Origin of the sequence: Aquabacterium sp., from assembly GCF_016195855.1 — a bacterium.
Classification (GTDB): Bacteria; Pseudomonadota; Gammaproteobacteria; order Burkholderiales; family Burkholderiaceae_C; genus Aquabacterium.
Window position 1 is genome coordinate 494224 of record NZ_JACPYU010000003.1, and the last position, 17842, is coordinate 512065.

Annotated in this window: 16 protein-coding genes; 8 read left to right on the forward strand and 8 right to left on the reverse strand. The window is 65.0% G+C overall.

What is annotated here, in order from left to right; translation table 11 throughout:
- Positions 1 to 144 precede the first annotated feature (144 nt).
- Positions 145 to 1080, forward strand: coding sequence for a triacylglycerol lipase (locus HY019_RS03810; RefSeq protein WP_290688467.1), 936 nt, complete (start codon positions 145 to 147; stop codon positions 1078 to 1080).
- A 152-nt stretch (positions 1081 to 1232) separates the two neighbouring features.
- Positions 1233 to 2120: a hypothetical protein gene (locus HY019_RS03815; RefSeq protein WP_290688469.1), complete on the forward strand. Its 888-nt coding sequence runs from the start codon at positions 1233 to 1235 to the stop codon at positions 2118 to 2120.
- Here HY019_RS03815 and HY019_RS03820 read toward each other — a convergent pair.
- Positions 2107 to 2973: an AraC family transcriptional regulator gene (locus tag HY019_RS03820; protein ID WP_290688470.1), complete on the reverse strand. Its 867-nt coding sequence runs from the start codon at positions 2971 to 2973 to the stop codon at positions 2107 to 2109. The two genes, HY019_RS03815 and HY019_RS03820, sit on opposite strands and share 14 nt — an antisense overlap.
- A 200-nt stretch (positions 2974 to 3173) precedes the next feature.
- Between HY019_RS03820 and HY019_RS03825 the strand changes: the two genes are divergently transcribed.
- Positions 3174 to 3719 carry a carboxymuconolactone decarboxylase family protein gene (locus HY019_RS03825; RefSeq protein WP_290688471.1) on the forward strand — a complete coding sequence of 182 codons (546 nt, stop codon included), beginning with the start codon at positions 3174 to 3176 and terminating at the stop codon, positions 3717 to 3719.
- A 28-nt stretch (positions 3720 to 3747) separates the two neighbouring features.
- On the opposite strand, the gene HY019_RS03830 is transcribed toward HY019_RS03825, so the two are convergent.
- Both HY019_RS03830 and HY019_RS03835 read right to left on the reverse strand, forming a co-directional pair.
- A complete protein-coding gene (locus tag HY019_RS03830) occupies positions 3748 to 4122 on the reverse strand; it encodes a YbaN family protein (RefSeq protein ID WP_290688473.1) in 375 nt (124 codons plus the stop codon).
- A gap of 30 nt (positions 4123 to 4152) precedes the next feature.
- Complete coding sequence (locus tag HY019_RS03835) at positions 4153 to 5964, reverse strand: glutamine--tRNA ligase/YqeY domain fusion protein (RefSeq protein ID WP_290688474.1); 1812 nt, start codon at positions 5962 to 5964, stop codon at positions 4153 to 4155.
- A gap of 82 nt (positions 5965 to 6046) precedes the next feature.
- On the opposite strand from HY019_RS03835, the gene ppk2 reads away from it, so the two are divergent.
- Positions 6047 to 6847, forward strand: coding sequence for a polyphosphate kinase 2 (gene ppk2 / locus HY019_RS03840; RefSeq protein WP_290688475.1), 801 nt, complete (start codon positions 6047 to 6049; stop codon positions 6845 to 6847).
- A gap of 204 nt (positions 6848 to 7051) precedes the next feature.
- Entirely contained in the window at positions 7052 to 7828 is a 777-nt protein-coding gene (locus HY019_RS03845) for a hypothetical protein (RefSeq protein WP_290688477.1), read from the forward strand.
- Between the two features lie 11 nt (positions 7829 to 7839).
- Here HY019_RS03845 and HY019_RS03850 read toward each other — a convergent pair whose 3' ends face one another.
- Together HY019_RS03850 and HY019_RS03855 are read right to left on the reverse strand one after the other, a co-directional pair.
- Entirely contained in the window at positions 7840 to 8328 is a 489-nt protein-coding gene (locus HY019_RS03850) for a DUF3717 domain-containing protein (RefSeq protein WP_290688478.1), read from the reverse strand.
- A gap of 20 nt (positions 8329 to 8348) precedes the next feature.
- Complete coding sequence (locus HY019_RS03855; RefSeq protein WP_290688480.1) at positions 8349 to 9683, reverse strand: tryptophan--tRNA ligase; 1335 nt, start codon at positions 9681 to 9683, stop codon at positions 8349 to 8351.
- A 127-nt stretch (positions 9684 to 9810) separates the two neighbouring features.
- Between HY019_RS03855 and purN the strand changes: the two genes are divergently transcribed.
- The 3 genes from purN (at position 9811) to HY019_RS03870 (ending at position 12191) form a co-directional block, all read left to right on the forward strand.
- Complete coding sequence (gene purN, locus HY019_RS03860) at positions 9811 to 10443, forward strand: phosphoribosylglycinamide formyltransferase (RefSeq protein WP_290688481.1); 633 nt, start codon at positions 9811 to 9813, stop codon at positions 10441 to 10443.
- A 146-nt stretch (positions 10444 to 10589) separates the two neighbouring features.
- Complete coding sequence (locus HY019_RS03865) at positions 10590 to 11444, forward strand: DUF2167 domain-containing protein (protein WP_290689157.1); 855 nt, start codon at positions 10590 to 10592, stop codon at positions 11442 to 11444.
- Positions 11445 to 11465: 21 nt separating this feature from the next.
- Positions 11466 to 12191: a site-2 protease family protein gene (locus tag HY019_RS03870; protein ID WP_290688483.1), complete on the forward strand. Its 726-nt coding sequence runs from the start codon at positions 11466 to 11468 to the stop codon at positions 12189 to 12191.
- 21 nt (positions 12192 to 12212) lie between these two features.
- Here the strand turns inward: HY019_RS03870 and HY019_RS03875 are convergent, their stop codons facing one another.
- The 3 genes from HY019_RS03875 to HY019_RS03885 form a co-directional block, all read right to left on the reverse strand.
- Positions 12213 to 13559, reverse strand: coding sequence for an ATP-binding protein (locus tag HY019_RS03875; RefSeq protein WP_290688484.1), 1347 nt, complete (start codon positions 13557 to 13559; stop codon positions 12213 to 12215).
- A 112-nt stretch (positions 13560 to 13671) separates the two neighbouring features.
- Positions 13672 to 14340: a DNA-binding response regulator gene (locus tag HY019_RS03880; protein ID WP_290688485.1), complete on the reverse strand. Its 669-nt coding sequence runs from the start codon at positions 14338 to 14340 to the stop codon at positions 13672 to 13674.
- A complete protein-coding gene (locus tag HY019_RS03885) occupies positions 14324 to 17806 on the reverse strand; it encodes an ATP-binding protein (protein WP_290688486.1) in 3483 nt (1160 codons plus the stop codon). Before HY019_RS03885 ends, HY019_RS03880 begins: the two co-directional genes overlap by 17 nt.
- Between the last annotated feature and the right edge of the window lie 36 nt (positions 17807 to 17842).

The following is a 17842-nucleotide window of genomic DNA, read 5'->3' on the forward strand; positions in this document are numbered from 1 at the left end:
TCCCCTTGTCCCAGGGCCTCCCCGTGGAAGCCCTGATGTCGCGGCGTGCTTCATTCGCGCATATTGTTATGCAACATAACAATTAACCTGCAACACCCCACCGGGCGCTGCAGCCTCGCGATTCAAGCTGAAAGGACCGTGACCATGACAAGCTCCCTCGCCTCCACCCTGCTCAAGCGGCTCATCCTGGGCGCCGCGCTGGTCGGTGCCGCCGCATTGAGCAGCGGCTGCTATGCCGCCACCAGCACCACAGCCAAGACCCGCTACCCCATCGTGCTGGTGCATGGCATGGCCGGCTTCGATTCGATCCTGGGCATCGACTACTTCTACCAGGTGCCCGCCGAACTGCGCCGCAATGGCGCCACGGTCTATGTCGCCTCGGTGTCTTCCTTCAATGACAACGACGTGCGCGGCGAGCAGTTGCTCAAGCAGATGAAGGAGTGGGCCGCCGCCAAGGGCTACACCCGCTTCAACCTGATCGCCCACAGCCAGGGTGGCCCCACCGCCCGCTATGTGCATGGCGTGGCGCCCGACATGGTGGCCAGCATCACCTCGATCGGCTCGCCGCATGACCTGTCGGCCATGCAGGCCAACAACGCCCTGGGCGACCTGCTGACCAACTACAGCAAGGTCGTGTCAGCTTTCGGCAGCGTGATCGGCTGGGCTTCGGGCAACTCCAAGCTGCCGCAAGACCCCATCGCCCTGCAGGCCTGGGCCGCCAACACCGCCGCCTTCAACACACGCTTCCCTGCCGGCAAGCCCAGCAGCTATTGCGGCGAAGGCGCCGAGAAGGTGGGCAACACCTTGTTCTATTCGATCGCCGGCAACCAGACCGAGACCAACAGCTGGGACATCTCCGATGCGGTGCTGGCCCAGGCCGCCGCCAGCACACCGGGCGTGGCCACCGATGGCCTGGTGCCCGTCTGCGCGGCGCACTGGGGCAAGGTGCTGCGTGACGACTACCCCTGGAACCACCTCGACGAGATCAACCATGTGCTGGGCCTGGTCGGCAAGGGTGCGCCTGACCCCGTGGCCTTTTATGTGCAGCAGGCCGCGCGCCTGAAGCTCAAGGGCCTGTAAGCGCCTGATGCGGGTGCCCGCACCCGTTCGGGTGACGCGGGCTCACCCGCACCTGCAATCGGTGGCGCCGCGGGAAAACACCCAAATGTCACCGAATGCACACCATTAATGTCCTGGCGATTGACACCTCACAACACAAGCCAAGGACACCCATGACCCACCATCTGCTGAAGGCCCGTCTGAAGTTGAGCGTGGCCGCGCTGTTCCTCACCCTCAGTGCGGCCCTGCCTGCGTTCGCCGCCGGCTACGAACGCGGCCCGGAGCCCACCAAGGCGGCACTGGAAGCCGCAGGCCCCTTCACCGTGGCCTCGTTCAAGATCAGCCGCGCAGATGCCAAGGCCTACAACTATGGCGGCGCCACGGTGTTCTACCCGCAAAGCGGCACGCAGACCTTTGGCGTGGTCTCATTGACACCGGGCTTCACGGGCTTCCAGCTGGTCTATGAACCGTTGGCCAAGCGCGTGGCCTCGCACGGGTTCATCGTCGTCAACCTGGACACCAACACCATCTTCGACCTGCCTGATCTGCGGGCCAAGGAAATGGCCGGTGCGCTCAAGCAGGTGATCGAGCTGGCCCAGGCTGGCAAGGCCCCTTATGCCGCCATGCTGGACAGCAGCCGCCGCGCGGTGATGGGGCACTCGATGGGTGGTGGCGGCACGCTGGCTGCGGCTGTGGCTGATGGCACGCTCAAGGCCGCCGTGCCCATCACGCCCTGGCACACGACCAAGAGCTTTGCGGCTGACACCGTGCCCACGCTGATCGTGGCCTGCGAGAAAGACGCCATCGCGCCGAACAAGCAGCACTCGGACCCCTTCTATGCCAGCCTGAACACGGCGCTGCCGCGCGGCGAGATCGAGGTCAAGGGTGCGGACCACCTCTGCCCGCTGAGCCTGGCCAAGGCCGAGTACCAGACGACCGTGGCCAAGTCCGCCATTGCCTGGCTCAAGCGCTTCCTCGATGAAGACACGCGTTACGACGCCATGGTCAAGGGCGGCATTGACGGCGGCGACTACAGCCGCTTCAACGTCACAGGCTTTTGAGCCAGGCCCTGGGTGAGACGCCCATGCGTTGCGTGAACACCCGGGACAAGGCCGAGGCGTTGGCATAGCCCAGCTCGTCGGCCACCTGCTTGAGCGAGCGGCCGCTGCGCAACTGGGCTTGCGCCAGGCTCAGGCGCCACTGGATCAGGTAGTCGGCAGGCGTGTCGCCCACGGCCTGCCTGAACAGCGCGGCAAAGGCACTGCGCGACATGCCGGCGCATTCGGCCATGCTCGGCAGGCTCCAGGGCTCGCCGGGCCGTTCCTGCATGGCCACCAGCACCTTGGCCAGGCGCGGGTCCGACAAGCCATGGAGCAGGCCCGCCTGCACGCCGCCCTCTTCAGGGTGGTCCAGCAGCCAGCGCAGCACCTGCAGCAGCAAGACTTCAAACAGGCGATCGGCCACCAGGCGCTGGCCACAACGCACCCGCTCGGCCTCGCCAAACAACAGCGACAAGGTCTGGGTCACATCGCTGACACGAGACAGCGGCAACACGATCAGCGACGGCAGGGAGCGCACCAGGGGGTGCATGTCACCGCCATCAAAAGCCAGCGTGGCGCAGGTGAAGTCCGCCCCGTCCGCAGGTGCGTTGTGGAAGTCATGCGCCAAGGGCCGTGGGTAAAACAGCAGGCTGGGCTCGGTCACTTCCAGCTTGCGGGCCGCACCGCTTCGCGCCTTGTGCGTCACCGTCATCGTGCCGCGCCGCATCACATGCAGAAAGCCCAGGCCGGGCTGCGCGGCAAAGTGCGTCACACCGCACAGCGGCCCGTTGTGGAACATGTGGGCCTGCACGCTGAAGCGCTCCAGCAGCGACGACAGGCGATCCAACTCGGGGGCGGCGGGGGCTTCATGCATGGCGGCTCAGCTGTGGATGCTCGGTTGCGGACGCTCAGTTTCGGACGATTAGGTTGATTTCATGGATGAAATGCACCCAACAGTGCAACCATAAACCAGAAACTGGCCTTGTGCACAGCGATGTGCCTTCCGCCCGCCAATGCCTCACCGCATGACGCATGACCGCATCACCGGGCATTCAACCAAGGAAAGACAAGACCATGAACCGCATTCCTCTTCTGACCGCTGAACAAGCACCCACCGCCAGCCAGCCCCTGCTGCAACAGATCCAGCAAGCCTTTGGCGCCACCCCCAATATGTTCAAGGCCGTGGCCAACTCACCTGCCGCCTTGCAGGCCATGTGGGGCTTCTTCGGCGCCCTGGGCAAAGGCACGATCGAGGCCCAACTGGGTGAACAGATCGCCGTGGCCGTGGCCGACCGCAATGCCTGTGAGTACTGCCTGGCCGCGCACACCGCGCTGGGCCGCAAGGCCGGCGCCTCCGCCGAGGAGATGCGTGCCGCGCAACAAGGCGAGTCCGCCAACCCACGCACCGCTGCGGCACTGCGCTTTGCCATCAAGCTGGTGCATGAGCGCGGCCAGGTCACGGCCCAGGATGTGCAGGCTCTGCGCGATGCGGGCTTTCACAACGAGCACATCGCCGAGATCCTGGCCCATGTGGCCCTCAACCTGTTCACCAACTACGTGAACGTGGCGTTTGCGGTGCCGGTGGACTTCCCGGCCGTGCCATTGAGCCGCAAGGCCTGATCGGCTGATCAGATCCCGGCGGGGCGTTTCAACGCCGCGTCGGGATGCGCCAGACCACGATCAACCCGATCAGGGCCAGACTCAAGATCAGCACCTGCAAACCGGGCCGGCCAGCCAGTCGCCAGGCCGACAGGCCCACCATCACGGTCATCATCCCGCTGGCCAGCCATTTCACTTTCAGGGGCAGCGCGTGGTGCGCCTCCCAGTCCCGCACCATCGGGCCCAGCCAGCGGTTGGACAACAACCAGGCATGCCAACGCGGCGAGCCCTTGGCAAAGCACGCCGCCGCCAGCAACACGAAAGGCGTGGTGGGCAGGCCCGGCAGGATGGCGCCCAGCACCGCCAAGGCCAGCGACACCCAACCCGCCAGGATCAGCGCGTAGCGGATGAAGGGGCGATGCATGTGCGCAGCCGGCCAGGCCTCAGCAGGTGCTTACTTCGCCCAGTTGCCGTCCTTCAAGCCCGTGATCTTGTTGAACACAGGTTTGACCGACGTGTGGTCCTTGCGGTCTGCCACGAAGTAGCCAAAGCGCTCGAACTGGAACTTCTGATCCGGCTGAGCCTGGGCCAGCGACGGCTCGACATAGGCCGTGACCACCTTCTTGCTGTCCGGGTTGAGGCTGGCCAGGAAGTCCTTGCCGCCCGCATCGGGCTGCGCGTCGGTGAACAAGCGGTCATACAGGCGCACTTCAGCCGCAACGCCATCGGCCACGCCCACCCAGGTGATCGCCGCCTTGACCTTGACGCTGTCTGCGCCGGGCGTGCCGCTCTTGGTGTCAGGCACCACGGTGGCCAGCACCTCGGTGACCTTGCCTTCCGCATCCTTGACGCAGCCGGTGCACTCGATCACATAGCCGCCCTTGAGACGCACCTTGTTGCCCGGGAACAGGCGCTTGTAGCCCTTGGGAGGCACCTCTTCAAAGTCCTCGCGCTCGATCCACACTTCCTTGCCGATGGTGAACGCACGGTGTGCGGGCTCGGGCATGCCTTCTGGCGGATGCGGCAGTGCCGGCAGCGAGCAGGGCTCTAGATGGCCGGCGCCCATCACCTCGTCCCAATTGCTCAGCACCAGCTTGACCGGGTCCAGCACGGCCATGCCGCGGTGGGCCTTGTGCTCCAGGTCGTCACGCAGGGCGATGTCCAGCGTGCTGTAGTCGATCCAGCTGTCGGACTTGCTCACACCGATGCGCTCGCAGAACAGCTGGATGGCCTCGGGCGTGTAGCCACGGCGGCGCAGGCCCACGATGGTGGGCATGCGCGGGTCATCCCATCCTTCCACCACCTTCTCGTCCACCAGTTGCTTGAGCTTGCGCTTGGAGGTGATCACGTACGTCAGGTTCAGGCGCGCGAATTCGTGCTGGCGCGGCGTGGGCTGCTTGAGCAGGCCGCCTTCGGCCAGGCGGTCCACCAGCCAGTCGTAGAAGGGGCGCTGGTCTTCGAATTCGAGCGTGCAGATCGAATGCGTGATCTGCTCCAGCGCGTCTTCGATGGGGTGCGCAAAGGTGTACATCGGGTAGATGCACCACTTGTCGCCCGTGTTGTGGTGGGTTGCGCGGCGGATGCGGTAGATGGCCGGATCGCGCATGTTGATGTTGGGCGCGGCCATGTCGATCTTGGCGCGCAGCACCATGCTGCCGTCCGGGTGCTGGCCGTCACGCATTTCGCGGAAGCGCGCCAGGTTTTCTTGCGGCGTGCGGCTGCGGAAAGGGCTGTCCTTGCCGGGCGTGGAGAAGTCACCGCGGTTGGCGCGCATCTCTTCGGGCGTCTGCTCGTCCACATAGGCCAGGCCGGCTTCGATCAGGTACTCGGCGGCGCGGTACATGTGGTCGAAGTAGTTGCTGGCGTAGTAGAGGTGGCTCTGTGCCTGGCCATTGAAGTTGGAGCCCCAGCCAAAGCCCAGCCACTTGACGGCGTCCAGGATGGCGTCAACGTACTCCTGCTCTTCCTTCTCCGGGTTGGTGTCGTCAAAGCGCATGTGGCAGACGCCACCGTAGTCACGCGCGAGGCCGAAGTTCAGGCAGATGCTCTTGGCGTGGCCCACATGCAGGTAGCCATTGGGCTCCGGCGGGAAACGGGTGCGGATCTTGGCGGGGTCAGGCTGCCCCTGCTCGTGGTGAGCGGCGTCGCCGGGCGAGCCGGCCCAACGGCGGCTGGCGTAGGTGCCCTGCTCCAGGTCGCGGTCAATGATGCCGCGCAGGAAATTGCTGGGTTTGGCGGGGGTGTTGTCGTCTGTAGGCGCGTTCATGCCCCGATTCTATCGAGGGGACTGGCCCGCACGGCCGCTTGGGTATAAGGTGGCTCACATATCAGCCAGAAATCTCGCATCCATGTCGAACAACCACAAGCATGACGACCGTTTGAGCAAAAAAGAGTACGAGGAGCGCCTGGAGCCCCTGCAACTGGCGCTCAACCAGATGGCCCGTTGGCTGCAACACACGGGCAAGCGCGTCCTGATCCTGTTCGAGGGCCGCGACACGGCCGGCAAGACCGGGGTGATCAACGCGATCTCCGCGTGCCTGAACCCGCGCCAGTACCAGATCGTGGCCCTGCCCAAGCCGTCCGAAGACGAAAGCACGCAGTGGTATTTCCAGCGCTATGTGCCCCACCTGCCGGCAGGCGGCCATGTCTCGCTGTTCGACCGCAGCTGGTACAACCGCGCCGGCGTGGAAAAAGTCATGGGTTACTGCAGTGACGAGCAGTACCAGCGCTTCCTCAAGCAGACGCCCGTGTTCGAAAAGCTGCTGGTCGACGACGGCATCCTCTTGTTCAAATACTGGCTGACGGTGGACCAGACCGAGCAGGAACGCCGTTTTGCCGAGCGCCGCGATGACCCGTTCAAACGCTGGAAACTCTCGCCCATCGACCTGATGGCACGCCAGAAGTACGAGGAGTACGGCAAGGCCCGCGACGCCATGCTGGAGGCCACCCACACCAAACACGCCCCCTGGACCCTGGTGGACTTCAATGACCAGCGCCTGGGCCGCCTGACCCTGATCCGCCACCTGCTGGACCAGCTGCCCGACTACGCGGTGCCTGACCAATGGATCGACTTTGCCCCACTCCCGGGCAAGCTGGCCAAGGAGAACTTCAAGGGGCCGCTCAAGCCGATCCCGCCAGCCTTGAGTTGAATCAACGCTGAAGGGCATGCCCCCAAAAACTTGATTTCAAACAAGCGTTTCACCATATTTGCTAGGGAAATATCACCGTTTCAAACACCCCTCATTCAGGGGTATTCGTTAAATAACAGGGTTGACCCTCTCGGGCGAGCGACTGGCCGACTTCAACAATCGGGCCCACAGCAGTCGCAACACATCGCCAGAAAGCAGTCGCCCATGCTCACCACCCGCTACCAGAAGGTCAACACGCTGAGTGTCGTGGACATCGCCCGCATGCACGCCCTGTTCGAAGAGAACTACGCGTACAGCCCGCTGTCGACCTTCATCGACGACCTGGAAAAGAAGGACGGCGCCTTCATCGTGCGCAAGAAGTCCACCCAGGAGATCGTGGGGTTTTCGACGCTGGGCATCTACACCTTCGAGCTGGGCGGCAAGAAAGCCAAGGGCCTGTTCAGCGGCGACACCATCATCGACCGCAACTACTGGGGGTCGCGCTCGCTGCAGAACGCCTTTGCGCTCAAGCTGTTCTGGGAGGCGCTCAAGTCCCCCCTGACACCGCAGTACTGGCTGCTGATCTCCAAGGGCTACAAGACCTACCTGCTGCTGGCGCGCAACTTCCCAGACTTCTATCCCCAGCGCGGCGGCGCCAAACCCAAGCTCAAGGACATGGTCACCGAGTACTGTGAAGCCATGTTCCCCGGCAAGCTCGACCACGACAGCATGTTGCTGGACTTCGGTGACAACGCCAATTGCCTGAAGGACCACGTGGCCGCCATCACACCAGAGATGCGCGCGGCCGATCCGGACATCGCCTTCTTCGAGCAGTGCAACCCGAGCTGGCAGCGCGGCACCGAGCTGCCCTGCATCGCCCTGGCCGACCTCAAGACCTTCCTGTCCGTCATCTGGCCCTTCCTGTGGAAGTCGCTGTTTGGCAAGAAGGCGGCGCCCCAGGTGGGCACGGCCCAGGCCGAAGCACAGGCGCGCCGCGCCTGAAGCCCGCAGGATCAGGCGGCGTTTTGGCCTGAATCCCGTCCTGCATCCTGGGTGGCGCCCTGTTCTGCGGGCGCTGGGTCAGGCGGCTTGCTCACACCCTCACGGGCCCGTTCGGCATAGCGGTTGAAACGCCAGGCGGTGTTGTCCAGCGTGATGCGGCGCCAGGTGGCGCGCTTCTCGGCCGGGCTCATCTCGGGCCACAACTGCACCTCGTCGAACGTGCGGCCACAGCCCTTGCACAGGTCATCGCCCTGGCTGGTCGAGCAGATCGCGATGCAGGGCGTGTCGGGCGTGGTGCCGTACCAGGCCAGCCAGGCTTCGCGGGCCGCCTGCGGCATGCTGGCCTCGTCGCACTCGCTCTCGCGGTAATAGACCATAAGCGCATAGACCTCGGCGAGCTTTTGCACCTCGGCGCACAGGCTGATGCCATCGGGCGATGGGCGCTGCTCGCGCCACCAATTGATGGCCGACTCGATGTCGGTGATGTGGATGCCAGCCATGCGTCTACCCGCCCGCTCGCTCAGCCTTTGGCCGGCTTGCTGCCCTGCTCGGCTTCATGGGCCTGCAGCGCGGCCAGGGCCGCTTCCACGGCCTCCCGCGCCACACCTTCGGCCAGGCTAACCGGGGCATCACCCAGCACCACGGCGCTGTCGGTCTTGAAGCGCTTGACCCAGCCCCCCGCCTCACGGCCTTCGGCGAAGGCCTGGCTTTGCAGCAGCAAGGCGCCATCAGCCGTGGTGAGCTTGAAGTAGAACTGGCCGTCGGCCTCACGGTATTGCTTGAACACGGGCAAGTCAGACTTGCTGGCCTGCGCCTTGGCGGCCTTGGCCTGGGGCACAGCCAGCATGGGGCGCAGGCCCACGGCATGGCGCAACTCGGCCAGCAAGGGCGTGGCCACGGCGCGGGCCTTGGCGGCACCGGCCTGCAGGATGTCTTCAATGTGCTCGGGGTGGGCCATCAGGTCAGCATAACGCTCGCGCATGGGGCCCACATGGGCATCGATCAGCTGCACCACGCGTTGCTTGGCGTCACCCCAGCCCAGGCCTGCGCGCAGATCGGCGCGAAAGGCCTCGCGCGTGGCCGCATCGGCAAAGGCGTCGTGGATGGTGACCAGGTGGGCGCTGTCCGGGTCCTTGGGCTCACCGGGCAGGCGCGAGTCGGTCACGATGCGCGCGATCGCGTCCTTCAGGGCCTTGGCGCCACCGTCGAACAAGGGCACGGTGTTGTCGTAGCTCTTGCTCATCTTGCGGCCATCCAGGCCCGGCAAGGTGGCCACACTCTCTTCGATCTCGGCTTGCGGCAGCACGAACAGCTCGCGGCCCTTGCCGAAGGTGTGGTTGAAGCGCTGGGCCACGTCACGTGCCATCTCGATGTGCTGCACCTGGTCGCGGCCCACGGGTACACGGTGCGCGTTGAACAGCAGGATGTCGGCGGCCATCAGGATGGGGTAGCAGAACAGGCCCATGGTGATGCCCGCGTCCGGGTCCTCGGCCTGGACGCCGTTGGCGTCCACCGCGGCCTTGTAGGCGTGCGCACGGTTCATCTGCCCCTTGGCCGTCACGCAGGTCAACAGCCAGTTCAGCTCGGTCACCTCGGGGATGTCGCTCTGGCGGTAGAAGGTCACGCGCTCGGTGTCCAGGCCCGCGGCCAGCCAGGTGGCGGCGATTTCAAGGCGTGAACGCTCAATGCGATCCGGGTCGTCGCACTTGATCAGCGCGTGGTAGTCGGCCAGGAAGAAAAAGCTCTCGACCCCGTCCTCGCGGCTGGCGGCAATGGCCGGGCGGATGGCGCCCACGTAATTGCCCAGGTGGGGGGTGCCGGTGGTGGTGATACCGGTGAGAACGCGTTCGGTCATGGCTGGCTCGGGTGGAGATCGGACGGGAAAACAGACGGGGAAAGTGCCGAATTGTAGGTGCAGGCCCCTTTTTCCGAGGCCGAGTAGGGGCAGCGGCCAGGATGGGCCCGATTACACTCTGGGCCGCATGAAAAACATCGTCATCCTGATCTCCGGGCGCGGCTCCAATATGGAAGCCATCGTGGACACCTGTGCCAGCGAGCAATGGCCTGCCCGCATCGCGGCCGTGATCAGCAACAAGGCTTCGGCCGGTGGCCTGCAGTTTGCGGCCTCGCGTGGCATCCCCACCGCCGTGGTGGACCACAAGGCCTTCGACACCCGCGAAGCGTTTGACGCCGAGCTGGCCCGCGTGATCGATGGCTACCAGCCCGACCTGGTGGTACTGGCCGGCTTCATGCGCATCCTGACCGAAGGCTTCGTGCGCCATTTCGAGGGGCGCATGCTCAACATCCACCCCTCCCTGCTGCCGGCCTTCCCCGGCCTGCACACGCACCAGCGCGCCATCGAGGCAGGCTGCAAGCTGGCGGGTGCCACGGTGCACTTCGTCACACCGGATCTGGACCACGGCCCCATCGTCGCCCAGGCTGCCGTGCCCGTGCTGGCTAATGACACCGAAACCAGCCTGTCGGCCCGCGTGCTCAAGCAGGAGCACGTGATCTACCCGCGTGCCGTGCGCTGGTTCGTGGAAGACGCGTTGACGCTGGACCAGAACCGCGTCATGCACAAACAGGGCACCACGCAGCTGCTGATCGGCGACTAAGCGAAGCCGGCGCCCCTCTCCTGATAACCTTGGCGGCTTTGATGACGCTCGTACACGTCGTACAGGGGAAGGGAGAACAAATGAAGATGAAACACTGGATTGGCAACGGGCTGACTGCGCTGGCGGTCATGGGTGCCGCCGTGTCCATGGCCTGGGCCGACGACGCGCCCACCTTGTCCCAGCAGGAACAAGCCCACCGCGCCGCCGTCGAAGAGGCGGTCAAGACCATGCAGGCCGCCCAGATCAAGGGGCCGGCTGACATCAAGCTGCGTGACCAGGCTGTGCTCAAGCTGCCCGCGGGCTATGTCTGGGTGCCGGAGCCCGCCGCGGGCCAGTTCATGAAGGCCGTGGGCAACCGCCCCGACGAGCGCGAGCTGGGCCTCATCTTTCCTGAAGCGGAAAATCAGGACTGGATGGTCGTGGCCGAGTACGAGGCCGCCGGCTACATCAAGGACGACGACGCCAAGAACTGGAATGTGGACGACATGTTCAAGAGCCTCAAGGAAGGCACAGAGGCCGCCAACGAGGAGCGCCGCAAGAGTGGCTACCCCGAGCTGGACATCCTGGGCTGGGTAGAAAAGCCCACCTACACGGAGGCCTCGCACCGCCTGGTGTGGTCCATGTCGGCCCGCCACAAGGGTGCGCCGGCCGATGCGCCTAGCAGCATCAACTACAACACCTACGCGCTGGGCCGCGAAGGCTACATCACGCTCAACCTGATCACGAACCTGCAAGCCATCCCGCAGGACAAGGGCCACGCCCAGACCCTGCTGGCCGCCTTGAACTTCAATGAAGGCAAGCGGTATGCAGACTTCAATCAGTCCACCGACAAGGTGGCCGAGTACGGCCTGGCCGCGCTGGTGGGCGGGCTGGCGGCCAAGAAGCTGGGCATGTTTGCCCTGGCCGCGGGTTTCTTCGCCAAGTTTGCCAAGGTGATCCTGCTGGCTGGTGCCGGTGTGGCCGCCGCCGTCGGCAAGTTCTTCAAGCGCGACAAGGCCTGATCCCCGAAGGCGGCTCACCCCATGCTCAAGATCCTGTTTCTGCTGTTCAGTGGCCTGAAGTTCGGCAAGCTGCTCACCACGGGCGGCACCATGCTGATCTCGCTGGTCGTGTATGCCTTCATCTATGGCTGGAAGTACGCGGCCGGCTTCATCGCCCTGCTCTTCGTGCATGAGATGGGCCACTTCATCGCGGCCCGCCAGCGCGGCCTGAACGTGGGTGCGCCCACCTTCATCCCCTTCCTGGGGGCCTGGATCGAGATGAAAGACATGCCGCACGACGCCGAGACCGAGGCCTATGTGGGCCTGGGCGGCCCGCTGCTGGGCACGCTGGGGGCGCTGGCCTGCTACTTCCTGGCGCGCGACATGGACCACAGCGGCAAATGGCTGCTGGCCGTGGCCTACGCGGGCTTCTTCCTCAATCTGTTCAACCTGATCCCGCTGTCGCCGCTGGACGGTGGGCGCATCACGGCGGTACTGTCACCGCGCCTGTGGCTGCTGGGTGTGCCCGTGATGGGCTTTCTGCTGTGGCGCAACCCGCTCAACCCGGTGCTGATCTTGATCGCCATCATGGCCATCCCGCAGGTGATGAAGGCCTGGCGTTTCAAAGCGGATGACCCGGCGCATGCGGGCTACTACGTGGCCTCGGCCGAAACCCGCCTGACCTACGCCACGGCCTACATCGGCCTGCTGGCTTTTCTGGCGGTGATGACGCACGACGTGCACGAGATGCTGGCCCTGGTTCGATGAGGGTGGCTTGCAGCCAGCGCCTCAGTTGGTGGCGCTGATCGGCACCTCGAACCAGAAGAGGCTGCCGCTACCGGGCTGGCTGTCCACGCCGATGCGGCCGTTCATCATGTCGACCAGGCGCTTGCAGATGGCCAGGCCCAGGCCGGAGCCACCGTACTGACGGATGGTGCTGTCGCTGGCCTTGTTGAAGGGCAGGAACAAGTGGCACAGGGCCTCGTCGGGGATGCCGATGCCCGAGTCCTGCACCTCGACGTGCAGGGCTTGCTGCCCATCGTCGCGCAGCAAGGCGCAACAGCGCACGGCCACCTCGCCTTGCGCCGTGAACTTGACCGCGTTGGCCAGCAGATTGAGCAGCACCTGCTTGACGCGCAGCGGGTCACCCACGGCTTCGATTTCGCCTTCGGGGAAGTCGCGCACCAGGGCAACGCCCTTTTGCTCGGCGATGGACGAGACCATGTCCACCGCTTCATGCGCCAGTTGCACGGCGTTGAAGCGCTGCTGATCCAGCTTTGTCGGCTGCGCTTCAAGGCGGGAGAAGTCCAGCACGTCGTTGATGATCTGCAGCAAGGTGTTGCCGCATCGGTCGATCTGCTCGGTATACGTGCCTTGCTGCACATTGAGTTCCGTGCGCTTGAGCAAGGTCGTGAAACCCAGGATGCCGTTCAGCGGTGTGCGCACCTCGTGGCTGATCTGCGCGAACAGGCGGGTGCGGTCCAGACTGGATTGCTGCACGGCCTGCAGCATGGCCTCCAGTCTGACGGCACGCCGCTCCAGCGACAGGTTCTGGCTGTCGATCATGCGCTGGTTGGCGTCGATCTCTTCACCAAAGCGGTCGTAGGCGCGGCGCACCACCACACTCACCCCACCACCGATCAACAGGAAGCAGGCCTGCATGAGGAACATGGGGTTGTCTTCGTGCCGCATCAGCGGTGCCACCCAATGGACCTGCTGGTTCTGCCAGAGCAGCACGGCAGCGACCATGGCAATGACCAACCAGATCAGGCCATCCACCACCCCCATGACGTGCGCCACGAACATGGGCCACCACACCAGCCACCACACGGCGGTACTGGCCGACAAGCCCATCCACATCAAGGCCACCACCAGCCCGGCCAGGTTGCCCAGCAGCATGAGGTGGCTGCACCAGCGGATACGGGCCGGCGCCAGCCTGGACTTGAACAGTGGGTACAGCGCCAAGACCAGGGTGGCGGGCAAACCCAGCACAGCGGCGATGGCCCACTGCCCCATATACAAACCATAGGCCAGCGCGAACACGAAGTGCCCGGCCGCGGACACCAGAATCAATTCGCTGAAACGCCGGTATTTGACCCAGCCAGCGGCCCATTGCGCTGGAGGTGGTGATGCCATGTACTACTCCTGTGGCCTCATCAACTGGTGTCTGCTGACACAAAGCGCAAGACTAACTCAAGCTGACGCCTTCTCTCCCTTTTGTCTGATGAGGGTTTGCGAGATAACAAGCTCATACGGAGATGGCGCGCGTGGCCAGGGCCGCCGCGGCAGCGCGGGTTTCCACACCCAGCTTCTCGAAGATGTGCTCCAGGTGCTTGTTGACCGTGCGGTGGCTCATGCCCAGGATGTCGGCAATGTCGCGGTTGGTCTTGCCCTTGGCCAGCCAGCCCAGCACCTCGGTTTCGCGCGGGGTCAAGGCCGCTTCGCTCAGGCGGCTGTGGTCGGGCACAAGGCCTGTGCGCAGGGCCTTGCCATGCTGCATGACATGAATGGCCTCACGCGCCGCACGCGCATTGCGCACATGCGTGGCCAGCCTGGCCAGCACCTCTTCGATGCGCACGGGCTTGACCACATAGTCCACGCCACCGGCCTCGAAGCCCGCCACCACATCCGACGTCTCGGACAGGCCCGTCATGAAGATCACGGGGATCGCCGACCAGGCCGCGTGGTTCTTGATGCGCTGGCAGGTCTCAAAGCCGGTGAGACCGGGCATGACGCCGTCCATGAGGATGGCATCGGGCGTGACCACGTCCAGGCGTGCCAGGGCCTGCTGGCCATCGCGCGCAACGAGCACCGCGTAGCCTTCATCGGCCAGCGCGTCACACAACATGCGCAAGGTATCGGGCGCGTCGTCCACCACCAGGACCGTGCCCTGGCTTGGTTCAAGCTTGGGGTTCATCGAGTGTGTCCTCTGCAAGATAAGGGGCGAGATACGAAACCATGGCGTCCAGCTCGAACTGCTCCAGCAGCCCGCGCAGCGTGCGCCAATGGGTGAGTTGATCGGGTGCGGCGCGGGTCCATTCGTCCAGGGCATCGTGCAGGCCCTGGATATGGCCCTTGCGCGCCAGGCGGTCGAGCTCCCAGGCTGCATCGGCAGACACGGGCGAGGCGGGCTGTGCAAACAGGTCCAGCTGCGGCACGGCGTCTGGTGCGCTGTTCTCAGCGTTGTGCTCGGCGCCCGGCGAGGCCGGATGGGCCGTGACCCAGCTCAGGCCCAACTGGGCAGACAGCGTGTCCAGCAGCTCGGACTCCATCACCGGCTTGGCCACAAAGGCCTGGCACTGTGCGGCCGCGAGGTTCTCGGGCCGGTTCTCGAACACATTGGCCGAGACCATGATGATGGGCACGTCCTTCAAACCCGCCTGCCGGATGGCACGGGCCGTGCGCCAGCCATCCATGTCGTCCATGGTGATGTCCAGCAGCACGGCATCAGGGCAGCGCTCTTTCACGCTCTCCAGCCCCTCCTGCCCGCTGGCCGCTTCTCGGATGTCAAAGCCCAGCGGCAAGAGCATGCCCGCCAGCATCTGGCGCTGGATGGGCTGGTCGTCCACCACCAGCAGGGTCTTGCGTGGCCCCAGATAGCCCGTGACCGGGTGGTGCAGCAAGCGCGCCGCACGCACGCCAGACTCCAGCGCGCGCGCCTCCGGCGGCGCCGCGATCTCGCGCAGATAAAGGCGCACGCTGAAGGTGCTGCCCTGCCCCATCACGCTTTGCACGCTGAGCTCGCCGCCCATCAGCTCGGTCAGCAAGTGGGTGATGGTCAGGCCCAGGCCCGTGCCGGGCTCGCTGCTGCGTCGGCCACCACTGCCGCGCTCGAAGGGCAGGAAGATGCGTTCCAGATCCTGCGGCGCAATGCCAATGCCCGTGTCCAGCACCTCGAAGCGCAGCACCTCGCGACGCGCGTCCAGCAGCAGCGTGATGCGGCCCTTCTCCGTGAAGCGCACGGCGTTGCTCAAGAGGTTGAGCAGGATCTGGCGCAAGCGCTTGGCATCGGCCTGCACCCATGCGGGCACGCGCCCCTTGGTGTGCAACTTGAAGCCCAGGCCTTTGGCCTCGGCCTGTGGCTGCACCATGCTGACCACGTCATCCAGGAACTCGCGCAAGGGCACCGGAGCGGACTCTAGCCGCAAACGGCCTGCCTCGATGCGGGCCAGGTCCAGCAGGCCATCGATCAGGCCCATCAGGTGCTCGCCACTGCGCTGGATGGTGTTGAGCGCCGCGCGCTTCTTGCCCACCACTGGCGCGTCCTTGAGCAGGATCTGCGCATAGCCCAGGATGCTGTTGAGCGGGGTACGCAGCTCGTGCGTCATGCCGGCCACATAACGCGTCTTGGCCTGGTTGGCCGCCTCGGCCAGCTCCTTGGCCTGCTGCAAGGCCGCATCGGTGCGGCGGTGGGCGTCGATCTCCAGTTGCAGCAACTGGTTGTGCCGGTTGGAGTCGTCCTGCGCCATGCGCCGGCTCTCGGAGGCCAGCACCACCCACCAGGCACAGACAGCCGCGGCCAGCAGCATGAGCGCATAGACCTTGATGAAGGGGCCGTCCAGCCCGCCGGGCACCAGGCTGCCGTCCACCAGGCTGGGCCGCACCACACCCTCCTGGTAATAGACCACACCCAGCACAAAGGCCAGCAGGGCCGCAATCGACAGGAAGACCACGAGGTAGTGGCCCACGCGGAAGTTGATGCGCCGCGACAGTTGCGTCGGCAGCACGGCCATCAGGCCATCAGAGACCTGCTCGGCCGCTCGCGAGCGGGTCTTGCAACGGTCGTGGCAGCGCGATTCCAGCGTGCAGCACAAGGAACAGATGGGTGCATCGTAGGCCGGGCAGGTGGCCATGTCCTCGGCCTCGAAGTGGTTCTCGCACACCGAGCAACGCACCAGCTGGCCGGGCTTCCAAGGCGTGTGCGGCGCGCGTGCCAGGTAGTAGCGCCCCTGCGTGGCCCAGGCCAGCAAGGGCGACACGAGCAGCGCAATGCCCAGCGCGATGAACGAGGACCAGGCCACCAGCGCCTCACCCAGCAAGCCCGCATGGGCCGACACGGCCACCAGCGCCGCAGACAAGGTGGCGCCCAGGCCCACGGGGTTGAGGTCATACAGATGGGCGCGTTTGAACTCGATGCCTTTGGGTGACCAGCCCATGGGCTTGTTGACCATCAGGTCGGCCACCAGCGCGCCCACCCAGGCGATGGCCACATTGCTGTAGAGGCCCAGCACGCGCTCCAGTGCGCTGAACACACCCAGCGTCATCAGCAACACGGCGATCAGCACATTGAAGACCAGCCACACCACGCGCCCGGGGTGGCTGTGCGTGAGCCGCGCAAAGAAGTTGGACCAGGCCAGCGAGCCCGCATAGGCATTGGTCACATTGATCTTGACCTGCGACACGATCACGAACAGGACCGTGGCACCCAGCACCCATCCAGGTGAAGAGAACACCTCGCCAAAGCCGGCGAGGTACATCTGCGTGGGCTCGATGGCCTTGTCCACCGGCACCTCGTGCTGCAAGGCCAGAAAGGCCAGGAAAGCACCGGCCAGCATCTTGAGCATGCCAGGCACCACCCAGCCTGGCCCGGCCACCAGCACGGCGGTCCACCAGCGCACGCGGTTCTCCTGGGTCTTTTCGGGCAGGAAGCGCAGGAAGTCCACCTGCTCGCCGATCTGCACGATCAAGGCAAAGGCCACGGTCGAGGCCAGGCCAAAGGCCGTCATGTCAAAACCGTTGTGCCCCGTGCTGCGCCCAGTCAGGCCCGTGAAGGCGACATAGGCCTCGGGGTTCTTGAAGGCCACGAACAGGAAGGGGCAGATCCACAGCGACAACCACACGGGCTGCGTCCACATCTGCAAGCGCGAGATCAGCGTGACGCCGTGCGTGACCAGGGGAATGATCACCAGCGAGGACACCACATAACAAAGCGGCAAGGGCCAGCTGAACACCATCTGGATGGCCAGCGCCATGATGGCCGCCTCCAGCGCAAAAAAAATGAAGGTGAAGCTGGCGTAGATCAGCGAGGTCAGTGTCGAGCCCAGGTAGCCAAACCCTGCGCCGCGCGTGAGCAGGTCCATGTCCACGCCGTACTTGGCAGCGTAGTAGCTGATCGGCAGGCCGGTGAGAAAAGTGATCAGCCCCACCACCAGGATGGCCCACAGGGCATTCGTGAAGCCGTAGTTCAGCGCAATGGCGCCGCCGATGGCCTCCAGCGCCAGGAAGGACACGGCGCCAAAGGCCGTATTGGCCACACGCAGCTCGCTCCACTTGCGGAAGGTGCGCGGCGTGTAGCGCAGGGCGTAGTCCTCCAGGGTTTCATTGGCCACCCAGGAGTTGTATTCACGGCGAATGCGAAAGATCTTTTGCCGGGCGACGGACACGAACTGGCTCCGAATGACAGGACAGCCTGTGACCTT